This is a genomic window from Pseudomonas sp. NyZ201 (assembly GCF_049860765.1).
GTDB lineage: Bacteria > Pseudomonadota > Gammaproteobacteria > Pseudomonadales > Pseudomonadaceae > Aquipseudomonas > Aquipseudomonas bharatica.
Map to the genome: position 1 here is coordinate 3,948,555 of NZ_CP187557.1, position 17,128 is coordinate 3,965,682.

General features: G+C 65.9%; 12 protein-coding genes and 1 pseudogene. 5 read left to right on the top strand and 8 right to left on the bottom strand.

The genetic code is table 11. The features are described 5' to 3' along the window. Positions 1-200: 200 nt before the first annotated feature. On the bottom strand, positions 201-959 hold the full coding sequence (glcC, locus tag ACPFMA_RS17510; protein WP_009407960.1) for a transcriptional regulator GlcC: 759 nt from the start codon (positions 957-959) through the stop codon (positions 201-203). A gap of 209 nt (positions 960-1,168) precedes the next feature. On the opposite strand from glcC, the gene glcD reads away from it, so the two are divergent. The 5 genes from glcD to ACPFMA_RS17535 all read left to right on the top strand — a co-directional run bounded on the left by glcD (position 1,169) and on the right by ACPFMA_RS17535 (position 7,618). Next, entirely contained in the window at positions 1,169-2,668 is a 1,500-nt protein-coding gene (glcD, locus tag ACPFMA_RS17515; protein ID WP_425928330.1) for a glycolate oxidase subunit GlcD, read from the top strand. Further along, positions 2,668-3,720, top strand: a complete 1,053-nt coding sequence (glcE, locus tag ACPFMA_RS17520) for a glycolate oxidase subunit GlcE (protein ID WP_420058402.1) — start codon at positions 2,668-2,670, stop codon at positions 3,718-3,720. The genes glcD and glcE overlap by 1 nt, the downstream gene beginning before the upstream one ends. A 6-nt stretch (positions 3,721-3,726) precedes the next feature. Further along, positions 3,727-4,944, top strand: a complete 1,218-nt coding sequence (gene glcF / locus ACPFMA_RS17525; protein ID WP_425928331.1) for a glycolate oxidase subunit GlcF — start codon at positions 3,727-3,729, stop codon at positions 4,942-4,944. A gap of 63 nt (positions 4,945-5,007) precedes the next feature. Then, positions 5,008-5,406 (top strand): heme-binding protein, encoded by a 399-nt coding sequence (locus tag ACPFMA_RS17530; protein ID WP_009407955.1) that lies wholly within the window; start codon positions 5,008-5,010, stop codon positions 5,404-5,406. 28 nt (positions 5,407-5,434) lie between these two features. Next, positions 5,435-7,618, top strand: a complete 2,184-nt coding sequence (locus ACPFMA_RS17535) for a malate synthase G (protein WP_425928332.1) — start codon at positions 5,435-5,437, stop codon at positions 7,616-7,618. A 103-nt stretch (positions 7,619-7,721) separates the two neighbouring features. Here the strand turns inward: ACPFMA_RS17535 and treS are convergent, their stop codons facing one another. The 7 genes and pseudogenes from treS to dctA form a co-directional block, all read right to left on the bottom strand. After that, positions 7,722-9,788, bottom strand: a complete 2,067-nt coding sequence (gene treS, locus ACPFMA_RS17540) for a maltose alpha-D-glucosyltransferase (RefSeq protein ID WP_425928333.1) — start codon at positions 9,786-9,788, stop codon at positions 7,722-7,724. Positions 9,789-9,877: 89 nt separating this feature from the next. Next, positions 9,878-11,050 (bottom strand): cystathionine beta-lyase, encoded by a 1,173-nt coding sequence (gene metC, locus ACPFMA_RS17545; protein WP_425928334.1) that lies wholly within the window; start codon positions 11,048-11,050, stop codon positions 9,878-9,880. 112 nt (positions 11,051-11,162) lie between these two features. Beyond that, on the bottom strand, positions 11,163-12,026 hold the full coding sequence (locus ACPFMA_RS17550) for a methyl-accepting chemotaxis protein (RefSeq protein ID WP_425930606.1): 864 nt from the start codon (positions 12,024-12,026) through the stop codon (positions 11,163-11,165). Next, positions 12,021-13,085 (bottom strand): annotated as a pseudogene (locus ACPFMA_RS17555) (methyl-accepting chemotaxis protein); the annotation flags it as partial. The gene ACPFMA_RS17550 and the pseudogene ACPFMA_RS17555, both read right to left, overlap by 6 nt. A 24-nt stretch (positions 13,086-13,109) precedes the next feature. Beyond that, a complete protein-coding gene (locus ACPFMA_RS17560; protein WP_420058407.1) occupies positions 13,110-14,363 on the bottom strand; it encodes an OprD family porin in 1,254 nt (417 codons plus the stop codon). 33 nt (positions 14,364-14,396) lie between these two features. Beyond that, a complete protein-coding gene (locus tag ACPFMA_RS17565) occupies positions 14,397-15,701 on the bottom strand; it encodes a CitMHS family transporter (protein WP_420058408.1) in 1,305 nt (434 codons plus the stop codon). 106 nt (positions 15,702-15,807) lie between these two features. Beyond that, entirely contained in the window at positions 15,808-17,127 is a 1,320-nt protein-coding gene (gene dctA / locus ACPFMA_RS17570; protein WP_009407943.1) for a C4-dicarboxylate transporter DctA, read from the bottom strand. Position 17,128 lies beyond the last annotated feature (1 nt).

Consider the following 17,128-nt stretch of genomic DNA (forward strand, 5'->3'; position numbering starts at 1 on the left):
GTGGCACTCACGGTTTTTGTAGTTGTCGTGAGGGATTCTGGCGAGGGGCCAGGGCCGGAAGAATCGCTACGGGCAAATAATCAGTTCAGATTTTTCTAAACCATTCCGGCCTCATCGCCGGCAACGCCGGCTCCCACAGGTTGTGCACCGATCCTGTGGGAGCCGGCGTTGCCGGCGATGAGGCCAGTCCAGACACCATCCTACTCCCAGCCCTCCAACCGCATCGTCGCCCGCACCAGCCTTTGCTCTTCCTGCTCGATCTCCCGCAGGTTGTCCCTGATGCTTCCCAGGTGCTCCCGCGCTGCCCGCTGTGCCTGCTCCGGCTGCTGTTCCATCACGGCGTGATACAGCCGCGCGTGCTGGCGGTCGATCTGGCGTTTCTGCGCCGGGCGGCAGTAGAGGTTGTTCACCGAGGCGAACACGGTACTGAGCATCAGGTCGTTGAGCCCCTGCAGCGTATGCACCAGCACCGGGTTGTGCGAGGCCTCACTGATGGCGCGGTGGAAGGCGTGATCGAGACGGGCCTGCTCGCGGGCATCCTGCTCCTGGGCGCCGGACATTTCATCGAAGCGGCGCTTGATCAGCAGGCGGTCGACCTCCGTGGCACGCAACGCCGCCAGCCGCGCCGACTCGCCTTCCAGCAGCGCACGCACTTCCAGCAGGTCGAACAGGGTCCGCGGCTGCGAGGCGAACAGGTGCATCAACGGCGTGGTGTCGTCGGCCCGGCTCAGGTCGGCGACATAGGAGCCACGCCCGTGTTCGGTCTCGACGATTCCCCGCCCACGCAGGATCCGCAACCCCTCGCGCAGGGCCGAGCGCGAACAGCCCAGCTTGTCCACCAGGCGTCGCTCCGAGGGCAGCGCCTGCCCGACCTTGAGCACGCCATCGACGATCAGCTTCTCGATACGCTCGGCCACCTGGTCGGCGACCTGCCTCTTTGCGGGAGTGACATCAGTCATTGAAGTATGCCTATAACTGGTAGGACCAGTGCAAATCCTGCGATGAGTTGTTTCCGAAGTCCAGGCCTGAAACCACTGATGTAGCTACCTTAAGGAAGAGATACTGGCAAAAACTGGTAGGACCAGCTGGCTTTCACATCGACGGGCAACACGCCGGGCGAGCAGTCTGGCAGGCGTTCAGCCAATAACAAGACCGGACGCCCCAGCCAATGAACATCCTTTACGACGAACGCGTGGATGGTGCCCTGCCCGCCGTGGACAAGCCCCGCCTGCTGGCGCAACTGCGCCAGGCCCTGCCCGACCTGGAAATCCTCCACCGCGCCGAAGACCTGCGCCCCTACGAGTGCGACGGCCTCTCCGCCTACCGCGTGGTGCCGCTGCTGGTGGTACTGCCGGAGCGCCTGGAACAGGTGCAGACCCTGCTGCGCCTGTGCCACGCCAATCGGGTGCCGGTGGTGGCCCGTGGCGCCGGAACCGGCCTGTCCGGCGGCGCGCTGCCCCTGGAAAAGGGCATCCTGCTGGTGATGGCACGCTTCAACCGGATCATCGAGGTCAACCCGCAGGGCCGCTTCGCCCGGGTCCAGCCCGGGGTGCGCAACCTGGCGATTTCCCAGGCCGCCGCGCCCCACGGCCTGTACTACGCGCCCGATCCGTCTTCGCAGATCGCCTGCTCCATCGGTGGCAACGTGGCCGAGAACGCCGGCGGCGTGCATTGCCTCAAGTACGGTTTGACCGTGCATAACCTGCTGCGGGTCGACATCCTCACCGTCGAGGGCGAGCACCTGACCCTGGGCAGCGACGCCCTGGATTCGCCAGGCTTCGACCTGCTCGCGCTGTTCACCGGCTCCGAAGGCATGCTCGGCATCGTCACCGAAGTCACCGTCAAGCTGCTGCCCAGGCCGCAGGTGGCGCGGGTGCTGCTGGCCAGCTTCGATTCGGTGGAACAGGCCGGGCGTGCGGTGGCCGATATCATCGCCGCCGGGATCATTCCCGGTGGCCTGGAAATGATGGACAACCTGTCGATCCGCGCCGCCGAGGACTTCATCCACGCCGGCTACCCGGTGGACGCCGCCGCCATGCTTCTGTGCGAGCTGGATGGCGTCGAGGCCGACGTTCACGACGACTGCGCCCGGGTCGACGCGGTACTGCGCCAGGCCGGCGCCGGCGATGTGCGCCTGGCCCGCGACGAAGCCGAGCGCGTGCGCTTCTGGGCCGGGCGCAAGAACGCCTTCCCGGCGGTCGGGCGGATTTCCCCGGACTACTACTGCATGGACGGCACCATTCCGCGCCGCGAGTTGCCGGCGGTGCTGCGCGGCATCGAAACGCTGTCGCAGGCGTTCGGCCTGCGGGTAGCCAACGTCTTCCATGCCGGCGACGGCAACATGCACCCGCTGATCCTCTTCGATGCCAACCAGCCGGGCGAACTGGAGCGCGCCGAAGCCCTCGGGGCGAAGATCCTCGAACTGTGCGTGGCGGTCGGCGGCAGCATCACCGGCGAGCACGGCGTCGGCCGGGAAAAGATCAACGCCATGTGCGCCCAGTTCAGCAGCGACGAAATCACCCTGTTCCACGCGGTCAAGCAGGCCTTCGATCCCCTGGGTCTGCTCAACCCCGGCAAGAACATCCCGACCCTGCACCGTTGCGCCGAATTCGGCTCGATGCATGTCCACCAGGGGAAGCTGCCCTTTCCCGAACTGGAGCGCTTTTGATGAACCTCGATCACGACAACAGCGCGGCCCTGCTGGAACAGGTCGCGCAGGCCCTGAACGACGGCGTCGCCCTGCGAATCCAGGGTGGCGACACCAAGGCCCTGCTCGGACGTCGCACCCGTGGCGAACTGCTCGACACCCGCAGCCACCGCGGCATCGTCAGCTACGACCCCACCGAGCTGGTGCTGAGCGCGCGCGCCGGCACACCGCTGGCGGAAATCGAGGCGGCGTTGCAGGCCAAGGGGCAGATGCTGCCGTTCGAGCCCCCGCATTTCGGCGCTGGCGCCACCCTGGGCGGCGCCATCGCCAGCGGCCTGTCGGGGCCGCGCCGACCTTGGTCGGGCGCAGCGCGCGACCATGTACTCGGCACCCGCCTGATCACCGGCCATGGCAAGCTGCTGCGCTTCGGCGGCGAAGTCATGAAGAACGTCGCCGGCTATGACCTGTCGCGCCTGATGGCGGGCAGCTTCGGCTGCCTCGGGCTGCTCACCGAGGTATCGATCAAGGTGCTGCCCAAGCCACGCGCCTGCGTCAGCCTCAGGCTGGAGATGGACGCTGGCGAAGCGCTGGAGGAACTGGCCCAGTGGGGCCAGCAACCTGTGCCGATCAGCGCCGCCTGCCACGACGGCAACCACCTGCACCTGCGCCTGGAAGGTGGCGAGGGCTCGGTGAAATCCGCCTGCCAGCGCCTCGGGGGCGAGCACATCGACAGCGCTTACTGGACGCAACTGCGCGAGCGACAACTGCCGTTCTTCGCCAGCACCCGACCGCTCTGGCGCCTGTCCCTGCCCAACGCCACGCCCTTGCTCGACCTGCCCGGCGAGCAATTGCTGGACTGGGCCGGGGCCCAGCGCTGGCTGCTTTCGGACGCGCCCGCCGAGGACATCCGCCAGCAGGTGAGCGCCGCCGGCGGCCATGCGACCCGCTACGGCCCTGACGAAACGCCGTTCCAGCCCTTGCCCGCGCTGCTGTTGCGCTATCACCAGAACCTGAAGAAGCAGCTCGACCCCCGGGGGATCTTCAACCCTGGCCGACTCTATGCGGAGGTCTGAAACGCCATGCAAACCCAACTAAGCGAACACGCCAGGCAACTGCCCCGGGCCGCCGAGGCCGAACGTATCCTGCGTTCCTGCGTGCATTGCGGTTTCTGCACCGCCACCTGCCCGACCTACCAGTTGCTGGGCGACGAACTCGATGGCCCGCGCGGGCGCATCTACCTGATCAAGCAGGTGCTGGAAGGCCAGGACGTCACCCGCAGTACCCGGGACCACCTGGACCGCTGCCTGTCCTGCCGCAACTGCGAAACCACCTGCCCGTCCGGCGTCGAATACCACAACCTGCTGGATATCGGCCGCGCGGTGGTCGAGGAGCAGGTGCCGCGCGGCCTTGGCGAACGCCTGCTGCGCCACGGGCTGCGCACGCTGGTGCCCAACCCCGCGGTGTTCAAGGCGCTGGCCCGCACCGGCCAGGTGTTCCGTCCGTTGCTGCCGGAGCACCTGCAGGCCAAGTTGCCCCGCCATCCCGTGCCGGCCAAGGCGCGACCGGCCAACCAGCATCCGCGCAAGGTGCTGATGCTGGAAGGGTGCGTGCAGCCATCGCTGTCGCCCAACACCAATGCGGCCGCCGCACGGGTGCTGGATCGCCTCGGCATCAGCGTGGTCGCGGCACGGGAGGCTGGCTGCTGCGGTGCCATCGACTACCACCTCAATGCCCAGGAACAAGGCTTGCAGCGGGCACGGCGGAACATCGACGCCTGGTGGCCAGCGATCGAGGCCGGGGCCGAGGCCATCGTCCAGACCGCCAGCGGTTGCGGCGCCTTCGTCCGCGACTATGGGCACCTGCTGGAACAGGATCCGGCTTATGCCGCCAAGGCGGCACGGGTCAGCGCGCTGAGCCGCGACCTGACCCAGGTACTGGGTGCCGAGCCACTGGAGCGCCTGGGGATTCATGCCGAACGGCGCCTGGCCGTTCACTGCCCCTGCACCCTGCAACATGCGTTGAAACTGGGTGGTGCGGTAGAGGCGATCCTCCAGCGCCTGGGTTTCAGCCTCACTGCCGTGAGCGACGGGCATCTGTGTTGCGGCTCGGCGGGCACCTATTCGCTGACCCAGCCGGAACTGTCGCGGCGCTTGCGCGATAACCGCCTGAACGCGCTGGAAGCCGGCAATCCGGAAGTCATCGTCACCGCCAACATCGGTTGCCAGACCCACCTCGACGGGGCCGGGCGCACGCCGGTGCGGCATTGGATCGAGCTGGTGGAAGAAGCACTGGCATAAGCGATATGCGGCCCCTGTGGGAGCGGCGTATCGCTGTCGAACGTCGTTAAAAGGAGAACTCTCATGCAGCAAAAAGCAGTCCTGGAAAACACCGACGTCGCCCGTCTCCTCGCCGCTGCCCGCGACGAGGCCCGGCGCAACGCCTGGAACGTCACCATCGCCATCGTCGACGACGGCGGCCATCTCCTGGCCCTGGAACGCCTCGATGGCTGCGCGCCGATCAGCGCCTATATCGCCACCGAAAAAGCCCGCTCGGCCGCACTGGGCCGGCGGGAAACCAAGGGCTACGAGGAGATGGTCAACAACGGCCGCACCGCTTTCGTCAGCGCACCGCTGCTGACCTCGCTCGAAGGCGGCGTGCCGGTGCTGGTCCAGGGCCAGGTGGTCGGCGCCGTAGGCGTGTCCGGGGTGAAGGCGGACCAGGATGCACAGGTGGCGGCGGCAGGCGTCGCCGGGCTTTGAATCGAACATTTACCAAGGAGTACTGGCCGTGACCCAGCGTATTGCCAGCCACCGGTTGCAGGTGGCGGAAAACCTCAAGCGATTCATCGATGACGAAATCCTGCCGGGCACGCCTGTGGAGCCGGCACGCTTCTGGGCCGGCTTCGACCAGTTGGTCCACGACCTGGCACCGAAGAACCGCGCCCTGCTGGCCGAGCGGGACCGCCTCCAGGCGTTGCTGGACACCTGGCACCGCGAACACCCGGGCCCGGTCACGGACCTGCCGGGCTACCAGGCGTTTCTCGAAGACATCGGCTACCTGGTGGCGCAACCTGCCAGCGTGAAGGTCACCACCACCCAGGTCGACCACGAAATCACCGCCCAGGCCGGGCCGCAACTGGTGGTTCCGGTGATGAACGCGCGCTACGCCCTGAACGCGGCCAATGCGCGCTGGGGATCGTTGTATGACGCGCTGTATGGCACCGACATGATCGACGAGGCGGACGGCGCGCAGAAAAGCGGCGGCTACAACCCGACCCGCGGCGCCAGGGTAGTGGCCTGGGCCAAGGCGTTTCTCGACCAGGTATTTACCCTTGAAGACGCGTCCCACGCCGACGCGGTGGCCTATCGCGTGGTTGCAGGAACGTTGCAGGTTGCCCTTGCCGATGGCCGGGATACGGGGCTGAAAAACCCTGCGCAATTTGCCGGCCATCAAGGCACCGCCGAGGCCCCGGACGCGGTCCTGTTGCAAAACCATGCCCTGCATATCGAATTGCAGATCGACCGCACCAGCCCCATCGGCGCGACCGACCCGGCCGGGCTCAAGGACCTGCTGGTGGAATCGGCGATCACCACCATCATGGACTGCGAAGACTCGGTGGCCGCCGTGGATGCCGAGGACAAGGTGCTGGTCTATCGCAACTGGCTGGGCCTGATGAAAGGCGACCTGAGCGAAGCGGTAAGCAAGGGCGGCAAGACCTTCTCGCGCACGCTCAACCCGGACCGCCGCTACCACGGGCGGGACGGCAAGGAGCTGGTCCTGCCCGGCCGCTCGCTGCTGTTCGTGCGCAATGTCGGCCACCTGATGAGCAATCCGGCGATTCTCGACCAGGACGGCGTGGAAATCCCCGAGGGCATCCTCGATGCGGTGGTCACCAGCCTCGCCGCCCTGCACGACCTCCAGCGCAAGGGCAACTCGCGCACCGGCAGCGTCTATATCGTCAAGCCGAAGATGCACGGGCCGCAGGAAGTGGCCTTTGCCAACGAGCTGTTCGGCCGTGTCGAGGACCTGCTCGGCCTGCCGCGCCACACCCTGAAGATGGGCATCATGGACGAGGAACGGCGCACCAGCGTCAACCTCAAGGCCTGCATCGCCGAGGCGGCGCAGCGGGTGGTGTTCATCAACACCGGCTTCCTCGACCGCACCGGCGACGAGATGCACAGCGCCATGCAGGCCGGCGCCATGCTGCGCAAGGGCGATATGAAAGGCAGCGCCTGGATCCAGGCCTACGAGCGCAGCAACGTGCTGGTCGGCCTGGCCTGCGGCCTGCGCGGACGGGCGCAGATCGGCAAGGGCATGTGGGCCATGCCGGACCTGATGGCGGCGATGTTCGAACAGAAGATCGCCCATCCGCAGGCCGGCGCCAACACCGCCTGGGTGCCCTCGCCCACCGCCGCCACCCTGCATGCCCTGCACTACCACCAGGTGGATGTGCAGCAGGTCCAGGCCGGGCTCGAAGCCATCGATGCCGATGCCGAGCGCACGGCGTTGCTGCAGGGTCTGCTGAGCGTTCCGGTCAGCCCGTCGCGGGACTGGAGCGCCGCGGATATCCAGGCGGAACTGGACAACAACTGCCAGGGCATCCTCGGCTACGTGGTGCGCTGGGTGGAACAGGGCGTGGGCTGCTCCAAGGTGCCGGATATCCATGATGTCGGCCTGATGGAAGACCGCGCGACCCTGCGCATCTCGGCGCAGCACATCGCCAACTGGCTGCACCACGGCGTGGTCGATGCCGCGCAAGTGCGCAACACCCTGGAGCGCATGGCGGCGGTGGTTGACGGGCAGAATGCCGGCGACCCGGCGTACCGGCCGATGGCGCCCGGGTTCGACGCCTCCCACGCATTCCGGGCGGCCTGTGACCTGGTGTTCAAGGGCGTGGAGCAGCCGAGCGGCTATACCGAACCGTTGTTGCATGCCTGGCGGCGCAGATATAAAGCCGAACAACGCGCGTAAGGACACCGCGTGCCCTGTGGGAGCGGGTTCACCCGCGATTGCTATCGTGAATTCGCTACCGCAATCGCGGGTGAACCCGCTCCCACAGGGTCCGTGTCAAGCATCACAAATGCCCGCTACTGCTGACGATCCGCAATGACAACGCCTCGTACGGATCCAGGTTGATCAGCAGGCGCCCGTCCTCGTGCAGGTCGCCTTCCAGCGTTTCGCCCAGCATGTCCACCACCGGCCCCGGGGTGAAGCCTTCCAGGACGATCTCCTCGGAAATCACCTCGCTACCGAAGTTCAGCGCCGTCAGTTGCGTGCCCTTCCCGGCCGGCAATTCATGGACCATGACCAGCAACCCCGGATGCTGCACCTCGGGCACCAGCACCTGGCGACTGCTGGCAATGCCATAGGCCTGGCGCACCGCCAGGACTTTCTTTACCCGGCTGGCAAAAGAGTCGGGCTGCTGCAATTGGCTGGACAAACTGCCATACAGCGAGCGCGCCCGGGGCATGCCGCGCAGCGATTCATCGGCCTGCGGCGCCAGGTCCACCAGGTCGTAGCCGCCGCGGTGGATCCAGCGGGTGTCGCCATCGGCCATGCGCTCGGCGACCTGCCCGGCTTCCAGCGGCAAGGCGCCGATCAGGTCCCAGCCCGACAACGCCACTACCCCAGGCTGCATGGCGTTGTAGATCACCAGCAGCAGGTGGATCTTCTGGATCAGCGCCAGTTGCTCGGCAGTGATCACGCCCAGGTCACGGATCCCCAGCGCTGCGGTAATGATGCTCACCGTGGTGCACGACACGCCATTGGTCACGAAGCGCAGGTTGTACGGGGCATGCTCGCCCGACAGCCGCTCGTACATTTCCTCGCGGATATGCTCGCGCAGGATGCTGCCGGGGAAGGTCTGGCCCTTGTAGAGGAACATGTCGTTGGCGTGCAGGGTCCAGAAATGCACCAGTTCGATGGTCAGTTCGTCGTGGTTCTGCAGGGCGTGGATCAGCGAGGCGGGGTCGATGCCGAAGCGGTGCATTTCGCCGAGCATCAGGCGCAGGAAGCTGGTGTCGCCGGTGAGCAGCGCGTGCTGGTAGGCCGGACGGGTAACGAAGTCGTAGGACAGGTCGGCGCCGCCCTTGGACATCTGGGCGATGTCATCGAGGGTCAGGTTGAGCTCCTGGAAGCTGAAGGCACCGGCCTTGCGGATCATGCCGCCGAGGATCTGGTTACCGGTCAGCGACAGCGGGTGGCTTTCCGACCAGGCGGTGTCGTTGGGGCGCATTTCCACGCCGAGGAAGCCGTTGGCGTCCAGGCGCAGGCCGCGGGCACCGAGGCAGTCGATGGCGTGCAGGGCATCGCCGATGATCAGTTGCTGGGCGGCGAAGGTCGGGTCAAGCCAGTTCAGCGACGGCTGGCCTTCCTTGAAGTAATGCAGGTAGACCCAGCGCCGGGTCTTGCCGTCGGCGCCGGTGACCGCCGGGGTGGCGCTCCAGTCGGTTTCCTTGACCCCGGGCTCGAAGAAGATCACCCGCTGCAACTGGCCGACGATGTAGTGCCGCTGCTTGAGTTCATCGCACTGGGCCGGGCTGAGGTTGACCGCATCGCGCCCCGGCGGCACGTCCGGCAGCAGGCCCCAGTCTTCCTCGCGGATCTCGACCATGTGGTAGATGCCCGGGTATTCCTCATGGCCCAGTTCCGCCAGGCGGAAATCGGCGCCCTTGCCGGTGTGGGAAGGGATCAGGTCATCGATGGTCACGGCGTTGTGCGCCGCCGCCATGCGGCTCAGGTGCACCAGTTGCTCCTCGCTGCCATAGAGCGGGTCGATATCGAAACTGATGCGGTCGAAGTTGCCGTCGACACTGGGGGTGAACTCACGGCCGCTGATACCGCCCGAGCGCTTGATCGGGCCGGTATGCATGCCCTGCACGCCCAGTTCGGACAGGGCTTTCCACAGGCTGTCGGCGCCGAGGGCGTCGAGCACGCTGGCGTCCTCGGGGGCGATGATCGAGTCGGGGTAGACCGTCAGCCACACCGAGGCGATCTCGATGGCCCGGCGCGGCCGCGCCTCGGCGTAGGGGTTCATCCACAGCCGGGACTGCCCGGCATAGCTGCGCGCCCGGTCCCGGGCCGCCTTGAGCATGGATTGCGCCACCAGCCATTCCACATAGTCGCGGTTTGCAGCCGTCATTACCGCCTCCTCAGCAGCAGGGTCGTTGCTAACTCTGACGGTACGGCGGCGCAAACGTTCTGATGGAAGCGACGCGGCCCCGTGGAGCCTCAGCCAGCCAGGCGATCCAGGCCCGCGCGCAGGTCGCGCTTGAGGTCTTCCATGCCTTCCAGGCCGATCTGCAACCGCAGCGCCAGCCCGCCCGGGGCCCAGCGGGTGGCGGTGCGGTAGCCGCTGCAGTCGAAGGGAATGACCAGGCTCTCGAACCCGCCCCAGGAATAACCCATGCCGAAGATTTCCAGGTGATCGAGCATATGGGCCAGGTTGCGCTTGCTGTAGCCGGGCTTGAGGATCACCGAAAACAACCCGGTGGAACCAGTGAAATCACGCTTCCAGATCTCATGCCCCGGGCATTCCGGGAAGGCCGGGTGGAGCACCGTCGCGACCTCGGCCTGCACGGCCATCCAGTGGGCCATTTCCAGCCCGCGGCGCTGCGCTTCTTCAAGGCGCAGGTGCAGGGTGCGCAGGCCGCGCAAGGCCAGGAAGCAATCCTCGGCCCCGGGCAGCATGGCCATGGCGTCGTAGGTCTTGCGCAGCGCCGGCCAGGTTTCGGCATTGGCCGTGACCAGCCCCATCAGCAGGTCGGAGTGCCCGCCCAGGTACTTGGTCCCCGCCTCCACCGCCAGGTCGCAGCCGTGTTCATGGGCACGGAAGAACACCGGCGTGGCCCAGGTATTGTCGATGATGGTCTTGATCCCGCGCGCCCTGGCCACGGCGGTGATGGCCGGTACGTCCTGGACTTCGAAGGTCTGCGAGCCGGGGGACTCAAGGAAGATGGTCGAAGTGTTGGGTTTGAGCAACGCAACGATACCGGCGCCGACCAGCGGATCGTAGTAGGTCACCTCGACGCCGAATTTCCTGACCAGGTTGTCGCAGAGCATGCGGGTCGGCTGGTAGGTGGAGTCGGGCATCAGCAGGTGGTCGCCGCTTTTCAGCGTGGTGAACAGCGCGAGGGCCAGGGCGCCAAGCCCGGACGGCGACATTACCGTGCCTGCCGCACCGGACAGTGCGCTCCAGGCATTTTCCAGCGCCTCGATGGTCGGCGTGCCCTTGGTCCCGTAGGTGTAGCGGCCGCGGTTCGCCTCGAGGTCGGCCAGGGTCTTGAACACCACGGTGGAGCCGCGGAACACCGGCATGTTGACGAAGCCGTGCTGCATGTCGTGGTCACGGCCCAGGCGGGTCAGTTGCGTGGCGAGGGAGAAGGCGTCGTTGGAATCGGTCATCAGCGGCTCATGGTCATTTCAACCCGGGACATGCCGCCATGCGCACATGGCGGCGGTTGCCCTACTGATACCCCATCCGGCGCGACAAATCGACAGGCAGGCGCGAAAGCCTTCACAGCCGGAAGCGTTGCACCTGGTCGTTCAAGACCTCGCCCAGCCCGGCCATTTCGACACTGGCCGCGCTGACCTGCCCGCTTGCGGCATGGGCCTGGTCGGCGATGTTGCGTACGCTGAGCACGCTGCGGTTGATTTCCTCGGCGACCGCGCCCTGCTGTTCGGCCGCCGTGGCGATCTGCTGGGTCATGCCCTGGATGCCGCTCATGCGGGTGGTGATCCTGCCCAGCGCCTGGCCAGCTTCGCGCGCCAGCCTGACGCTTTCGCCGGTCAGGTCGCGGCTGGCCTCCATGCGCTGCACCGCCTGGTGGGTGCCCTGCTGCAGGGCGGCGATCAGCACTTCGATGTCTTCGGTCGATTGCTGGGTGCGCTGGGCAAGGCCGCGGACTTCATCGGCGACCACTGCGAAGCCGCGCCCTGCTTCGCCGGCCCGGGCCGCCTCGATCGCTGCGTTCAGGGCCAGCAGGTTGGTTTGCTCGGCCACCGCCTTGATCACATCGAGCATGCCGCCAATGCGGCTGCTTTCCCGCGCCAGGCTGCCGACCGCTTCACCGGTCAGTTCCACCTCCCTGGCCAGGGATTCGATCTGCACCACCGCACCGGCCACCACCTGTGCACCGCTGGCGGCCTCCTCTGCCGCCTGGTCTACGCTGCGCGCCGTTTCCACGGCGTTGCGCGCCACGTCCTGGATCGAGGTGGTCATTTCGTGCATGGCCGTGGCCACCTGTTCGGTTTCCAGCTTCTGCTCGTTGGCGCTGGCGGCGGTCTGCCGGGTAATCGCCGCCAGTTCCCCGGTGGCGCTGCCGATACGCGATGCCCCCTCGCCGATGTGCGCGATCAGCCCCCTCAGGCTATCGGTCATGCGCTGCAGGGCCGTTTGCAGCTGGCCGATTTCATCCGTGCGCTGCACCAGCGCCTGGTGGCTCAGGTCGCCACTGGCGATGCGCTGCACGTTGTGCAACGCACTGCGCAGGGGCGGCACGATCTGCCGGGTAATGAGCAATGCCCCCAGCACGCCGAAGACCAGCGCCAGGACCAGGCCGCTGGTCAGCGTCCAGGCCGCCGCGCGGGTATCCTCCTCGCGCAGTTGCATCTGGTGCTCGTAGAGTTCCTGGCTGATGCGCACCAGCGCATCGCCGTCATTCTGTACTTGCTGGGTAATGGCGCTGGCCTGGGCCAGGGCCGCCTGATGACTGTCCAGCGACTGCCGGTAGGTGCGCATGGCGCGTTCAAGTTCGTTGAAAAGCGTGGCGTCCGTGTTGCCCAGGACTTCGCGTACCGGGGCCAGGCTGGCAAGCGCCGCATCGATGGCACCGGTTGCCGCGGAGTACTGCTTGGGATTGGCGCCGTAGGTATAGGCGCGGGTCTCGAAACGTGCATAGAGAAACTGCATCTGCACGTCCTTGATCGCCTTGTACAGTTCGAGGCGGCGTTCGCTGGAGTAGCCTTCGCCCTCCAGGAACGCATTCAGCTGGTCCAGGCCTTTCAAGGCCTGGTCGCCGCTGAGGCGCCGGGTGGCCCGCGCTTCCTCTATCTGCCGGTAGGCCTTTTCCAGCTCACCGATGTTTGCCTGGTAAGCGGCAAGGTGCCGGGCCATCTCCTCGATTCGCTGCCTGTTCTGCTCCTGGGTGAAGAAATCACCCAATGCTTCCAGGTTGCCGGCGACCTGCCGGATTTTCTCCTTCAGCTCGTTGGCCGCTTGCCCGCCGCCTTCGCTCTCGACGAACGCGCTGCGCTCCTGGCGCAACTTCGAGAAATCGTCCATCAGCCGATTCACGGCGCTCATCCGGTCCATGCGATAGGAAAGGCTGTCGATCGCATGCCGGCCGGCGCCGAAGATCAGCACGCTCATCAGGCATAACAGACCGAAGCCGATCATCAGCTTCCGGGCGACAGGGAGGTTGGCAAGCCAGCTGAACATATCCGTGCGTCCTTGAACGATCCGCTACCAGATCGCGATGTCGTAGGTGAGGTAGATCCGGTTGCTGTCGCGACCGCGGGAATAGTCGGAGCGGTACACATAGTTGCGCGCCTTGACGCCCAGGCCCTTGAAGGTGCCCGACTGCACCACGTAGGCCAGCTCCATGTCGCGCTCCCATTCCTGGCGGCTGGCGCTGCCGGAATGGTCGTTGTCGCCGCTGAGGTAGCGGGCCATGAAGGTCAGGCCGGGGACCCCGGCGGCAGCGAAGTTGTAGGCGTAGCTGGCCATCCAGGTCTTTTCGTCTTCCTCGATGAACTTGCCGATACCCACGTTGCTGAAGGAATACACGGTGGCGCCGCTGATATAAGGCAGGCCGGCGTCACCCTGGAGCACCTGGTAGCCGGCCCCGACCGTGTGCCCGGAGTGGGCGTAGGACAGCTGCCCGCTAAGCATGTCGTTGTCGATCTTGCCGCCATGGGCTGCGCCGCTGTCCTGGCTCTTGAAGTAGCGCAGGTCGCTGGTCAGCACGCCGCCGGCCAGCGGCAGGTCGTGCTGGATACCGGCGAAGTCCTGGCGATAGAAGTTCTGCAGCTCGCCGTGGAAATAGCTCAGGCGCAGTTGCTTGCTGAAGGCGTAGTCGGCACCGGCGTAGTTGAAATCGCCGGAGGCGCCGCCGCTGTAGCCATCGAGGAACAGGCCGACACTGTCGGTGGAATCACGCAGCTTGAAGCGGTCCAGATGGCCGGCGGTCAGGGTCAGGCCGGCGATGTCCTTGCTCACCAGTTCGGTGCCCTGGTAGGTCTGCGGCAGCAACCTGGCGTCGTTGTAGACCAGCAACGGGTTCTTCGGCAGTTGGGTGCCGTGGCGCAGCACCGTCTGGCCGAGGCGGACCTTGGCCGTCGCCCCGGCACTGGCGAATTCGTCGGCAGCGCGGCCATCGTCATGCACCGGCAGCAGGCCGGTACCGCTGCGGCCCTTGCCCGAATCGAGGCGCACGCCGACCAGGGCCAGGGCATCGACCCCGAAGCCCAGGGTGCCCTGGGTGAACCCGGACTGGTAATCGAGCAGGAAGCCCTGCGCCCACTCGACCCGCTCGCTTTTCGCGGTGGCCGCGGCGCGGGCGCTCATGCCCTGCTCGTCACGGAAGTTTTCGTTGAAATAGACATTGCGCAGTTGCAGCTTGAGCTTGCTGTCTTCGATGAAACCTGCGGCGCCGACACCGGGCAGGTAGCAGAAACACAGGCCGCAGGCGGCCGCACGACTGTAGATACGGGTCATGATGAAAACTCGGTTTATTTTTATTGGGTGTTTTCAGACGAAGAACGAAATGGCGCCGGTCAGCACGGCCAGTGCAGTGATCACCAGGGAGGTCAGCACCGCCCATTTCACCGTGGCCTTCTGGAAATCGCCGATATCGCGATCGACCATGCCCACCAGCAGCAGGGTCGAGGCCACCAGCGGGCTCATCAAGTGCACCGGCTGGCCGAGCACCGAGGCGCGGGCGATTTCGATCGGGTCGATACCGTAGGCCGCGGCAGCGTTGGCCAGGATCGGTACTACGCCGAAGTAGTAGGCGTCGTTGGACAGCACGAAGGTCAGCGGCATGCTGGTCAGCGCCACCACCAGCGGGAACCAGTGGCCCCAGGCGTCGGGAATCCAGGCGACCAGGGTCTGGGCCAGGGCGTCGACCATCTTGGTGCCCGAGAATATCCCGGCGAAGATACCGGCGGCGAACACCAGCAGGACCACGGTCATGGCGTTGCCGGAATGGGCAAGGATCCGCTCTTTCTGCAGTTCCAGCTGCGGGTAGTTGATCATCAGGGCCGCAACGAAGCCGATCATGAACAGGATGGCCGCGTGCATCAGGCCCATCACCAGGGCGACCATCACCACGATCACCAGCAGCAGGTTGACGTAGGCCAGGCGCGGACGCTTGTAAGGGGTATCTTCGAGGATCGCCTTGATGTAGCAGTTGCCGCCGCCGGACTCGAGCTTGATGTTGCCGATGCGCTTGCGCTCTACCCGGCCCAGCAGGAAGGCGGTGAAGACCACCCACGCCGCACCGCCGATCATGGTCGGCAGCATCGGGATGAAGTACTCGGTGGCGTCCAGGCCCAGGGCTGCGATCGCCCGGGTCGCCGGCCCGCCCCAAGGGCTCATGCCGCTCATGATGCTCAGCGAGAGCATGGAAATGGTCGCCAGGATCATCGGGTTCATGCCGATGCGCTTGTACAGCGGCAGCATCGCCGCGCAGGTGATCATGTAGGTGGTGGTGCCGTCACCGTCCAGGGCCACCAGCAGCGACAGCAGCGCGGTACCGATGGCGATCTTGATCGGGTCGCCGTTGACCCGCTTGAGGATCTTGCGGATCAGCGGGTCGAACAGGCCGGCATCGATCATCAGGCCGAAGAACAGGATGGCGAAGAGCAGCAGCGCGGCGGACGGCGCGACCATCTTCAGGCCGTCGAGCATCATCTTGCCCAGGTCCGGGGCGAAACCGCCGATCAGGGCAAAGACGATCGGTACCACCGTCAGGGCGACGATCGGGGAAAGACGTTTACTCATGATCAGGTAGGTAAAGGTCACCACCATGATCAAACCAAGCAATGCGAGCATAGGATTCACTCTTGTTTTTATTGTGAAGGCAGCCGTATCCGCTACCCGGCAGTATGACTGCCGGACAGGGATATCGGAGTGTTGTATCGGGGTAACGCGGTATGGATCAGCTGTGGCGCTGGGGCTGCTCGGCAGTCCAGGTCACCGCCTGCTCGCCGGGTTCGGCCACAGGCGCCTGGTGCCCCTCCTCCAGGGCACGCATCAGCACCTCGCGGTCACAGGCCTTTTCCGACAGCGACATGACCACGGTGGCAACCGCGTTGCTGGCCAGGCTGGTCAGGGCGCGGGCCTCGGACATGAAGCGGTCGATGCCGATCAGCAGGGCCAGGCCGGCCAGCGGGATGTCGTGGATCACGGTCAGGGTCGAAGCCAGCGCGACGAAGCCGCTGCCGGTCACCCCTGCCGCGCCCTTGGACGACAGCAGCATGATCGCCAGCATGGTCAGGGTCTGGCCCAGGCCCAGTTCGATATTGCAGGCCTGGGCGATGAACACCGCGGCCAGCGACAGGTAGATCGCCGTACCATCGAGGTTGAAGGAGTAGCCGGTCGGCAGCACCAGCCCGACCACACCCTTGCGGCAGCCCAGGCCTTCGAGCTTCTCGATCATCCGCGGCAGCACCGGCTCGGTGGACGAGGTGCCAAGGACCACGAGGAACTCTTCGCGGAAGTAGCGCAGCAGCTTCCACAGGCTGAAGCCATGGAAGCGGCACACTGCGCCCAGCACCACGATGACGAAGAAGGCACAGGCGATGTACAGGGTCATCACCAGCTTGGCCAGCGAGCCCAGCGAGGTGATGCCGTACTGGCCGACGGTGAACGCCAGCGCGCCGAAAGCACCGACCGGAGCGAAGCGCATCAGGTAGCCGAAGATGCGGAACACCATCTGCGACACCGCTTCCAGCACATCCAGCACCGGCCGGCCGCGCTCGCCCATGGCAGACAGGGCGAAACCGCAGAGCACGGCGATGAACAGCACCGGCAGCACCTCGCCCTTGTTGAAGGCACCGACGAAGGTCTCGGGGATGATGTGCATGAAGAAGTCCACCACGCCCAGCTTCGCCGCCGAATCGGTGTACTGGCTAAGGCCCGCCATGCTCAGGGTGGACGGGTCGATGTTCATGCCCACGCCGGGCTTGAACAGATGGACCGCGGCCAGGCCGATGGCCAGGCTGATCACCGTCAGCACCAGGAACAGCAGCAGGGTCTTGCTCATCAGGCGGCCCAGGCTGCTCTTGTCGGTCATCCCGGCGATGCCGGTGACGATGGTGCAGAACACCACGGGGGCGATCATCATCTTGATCAGCTTGATGAAGGCGTCACCCAGGGGCTTCAGGGCGATTGCCTGCTGCCCCCAGATATGGCCGACCAGGACGCCGAGCAGGACGGCGCAGATGATCTGGAAGTACAGCGATTTTGCGAGTTTCATG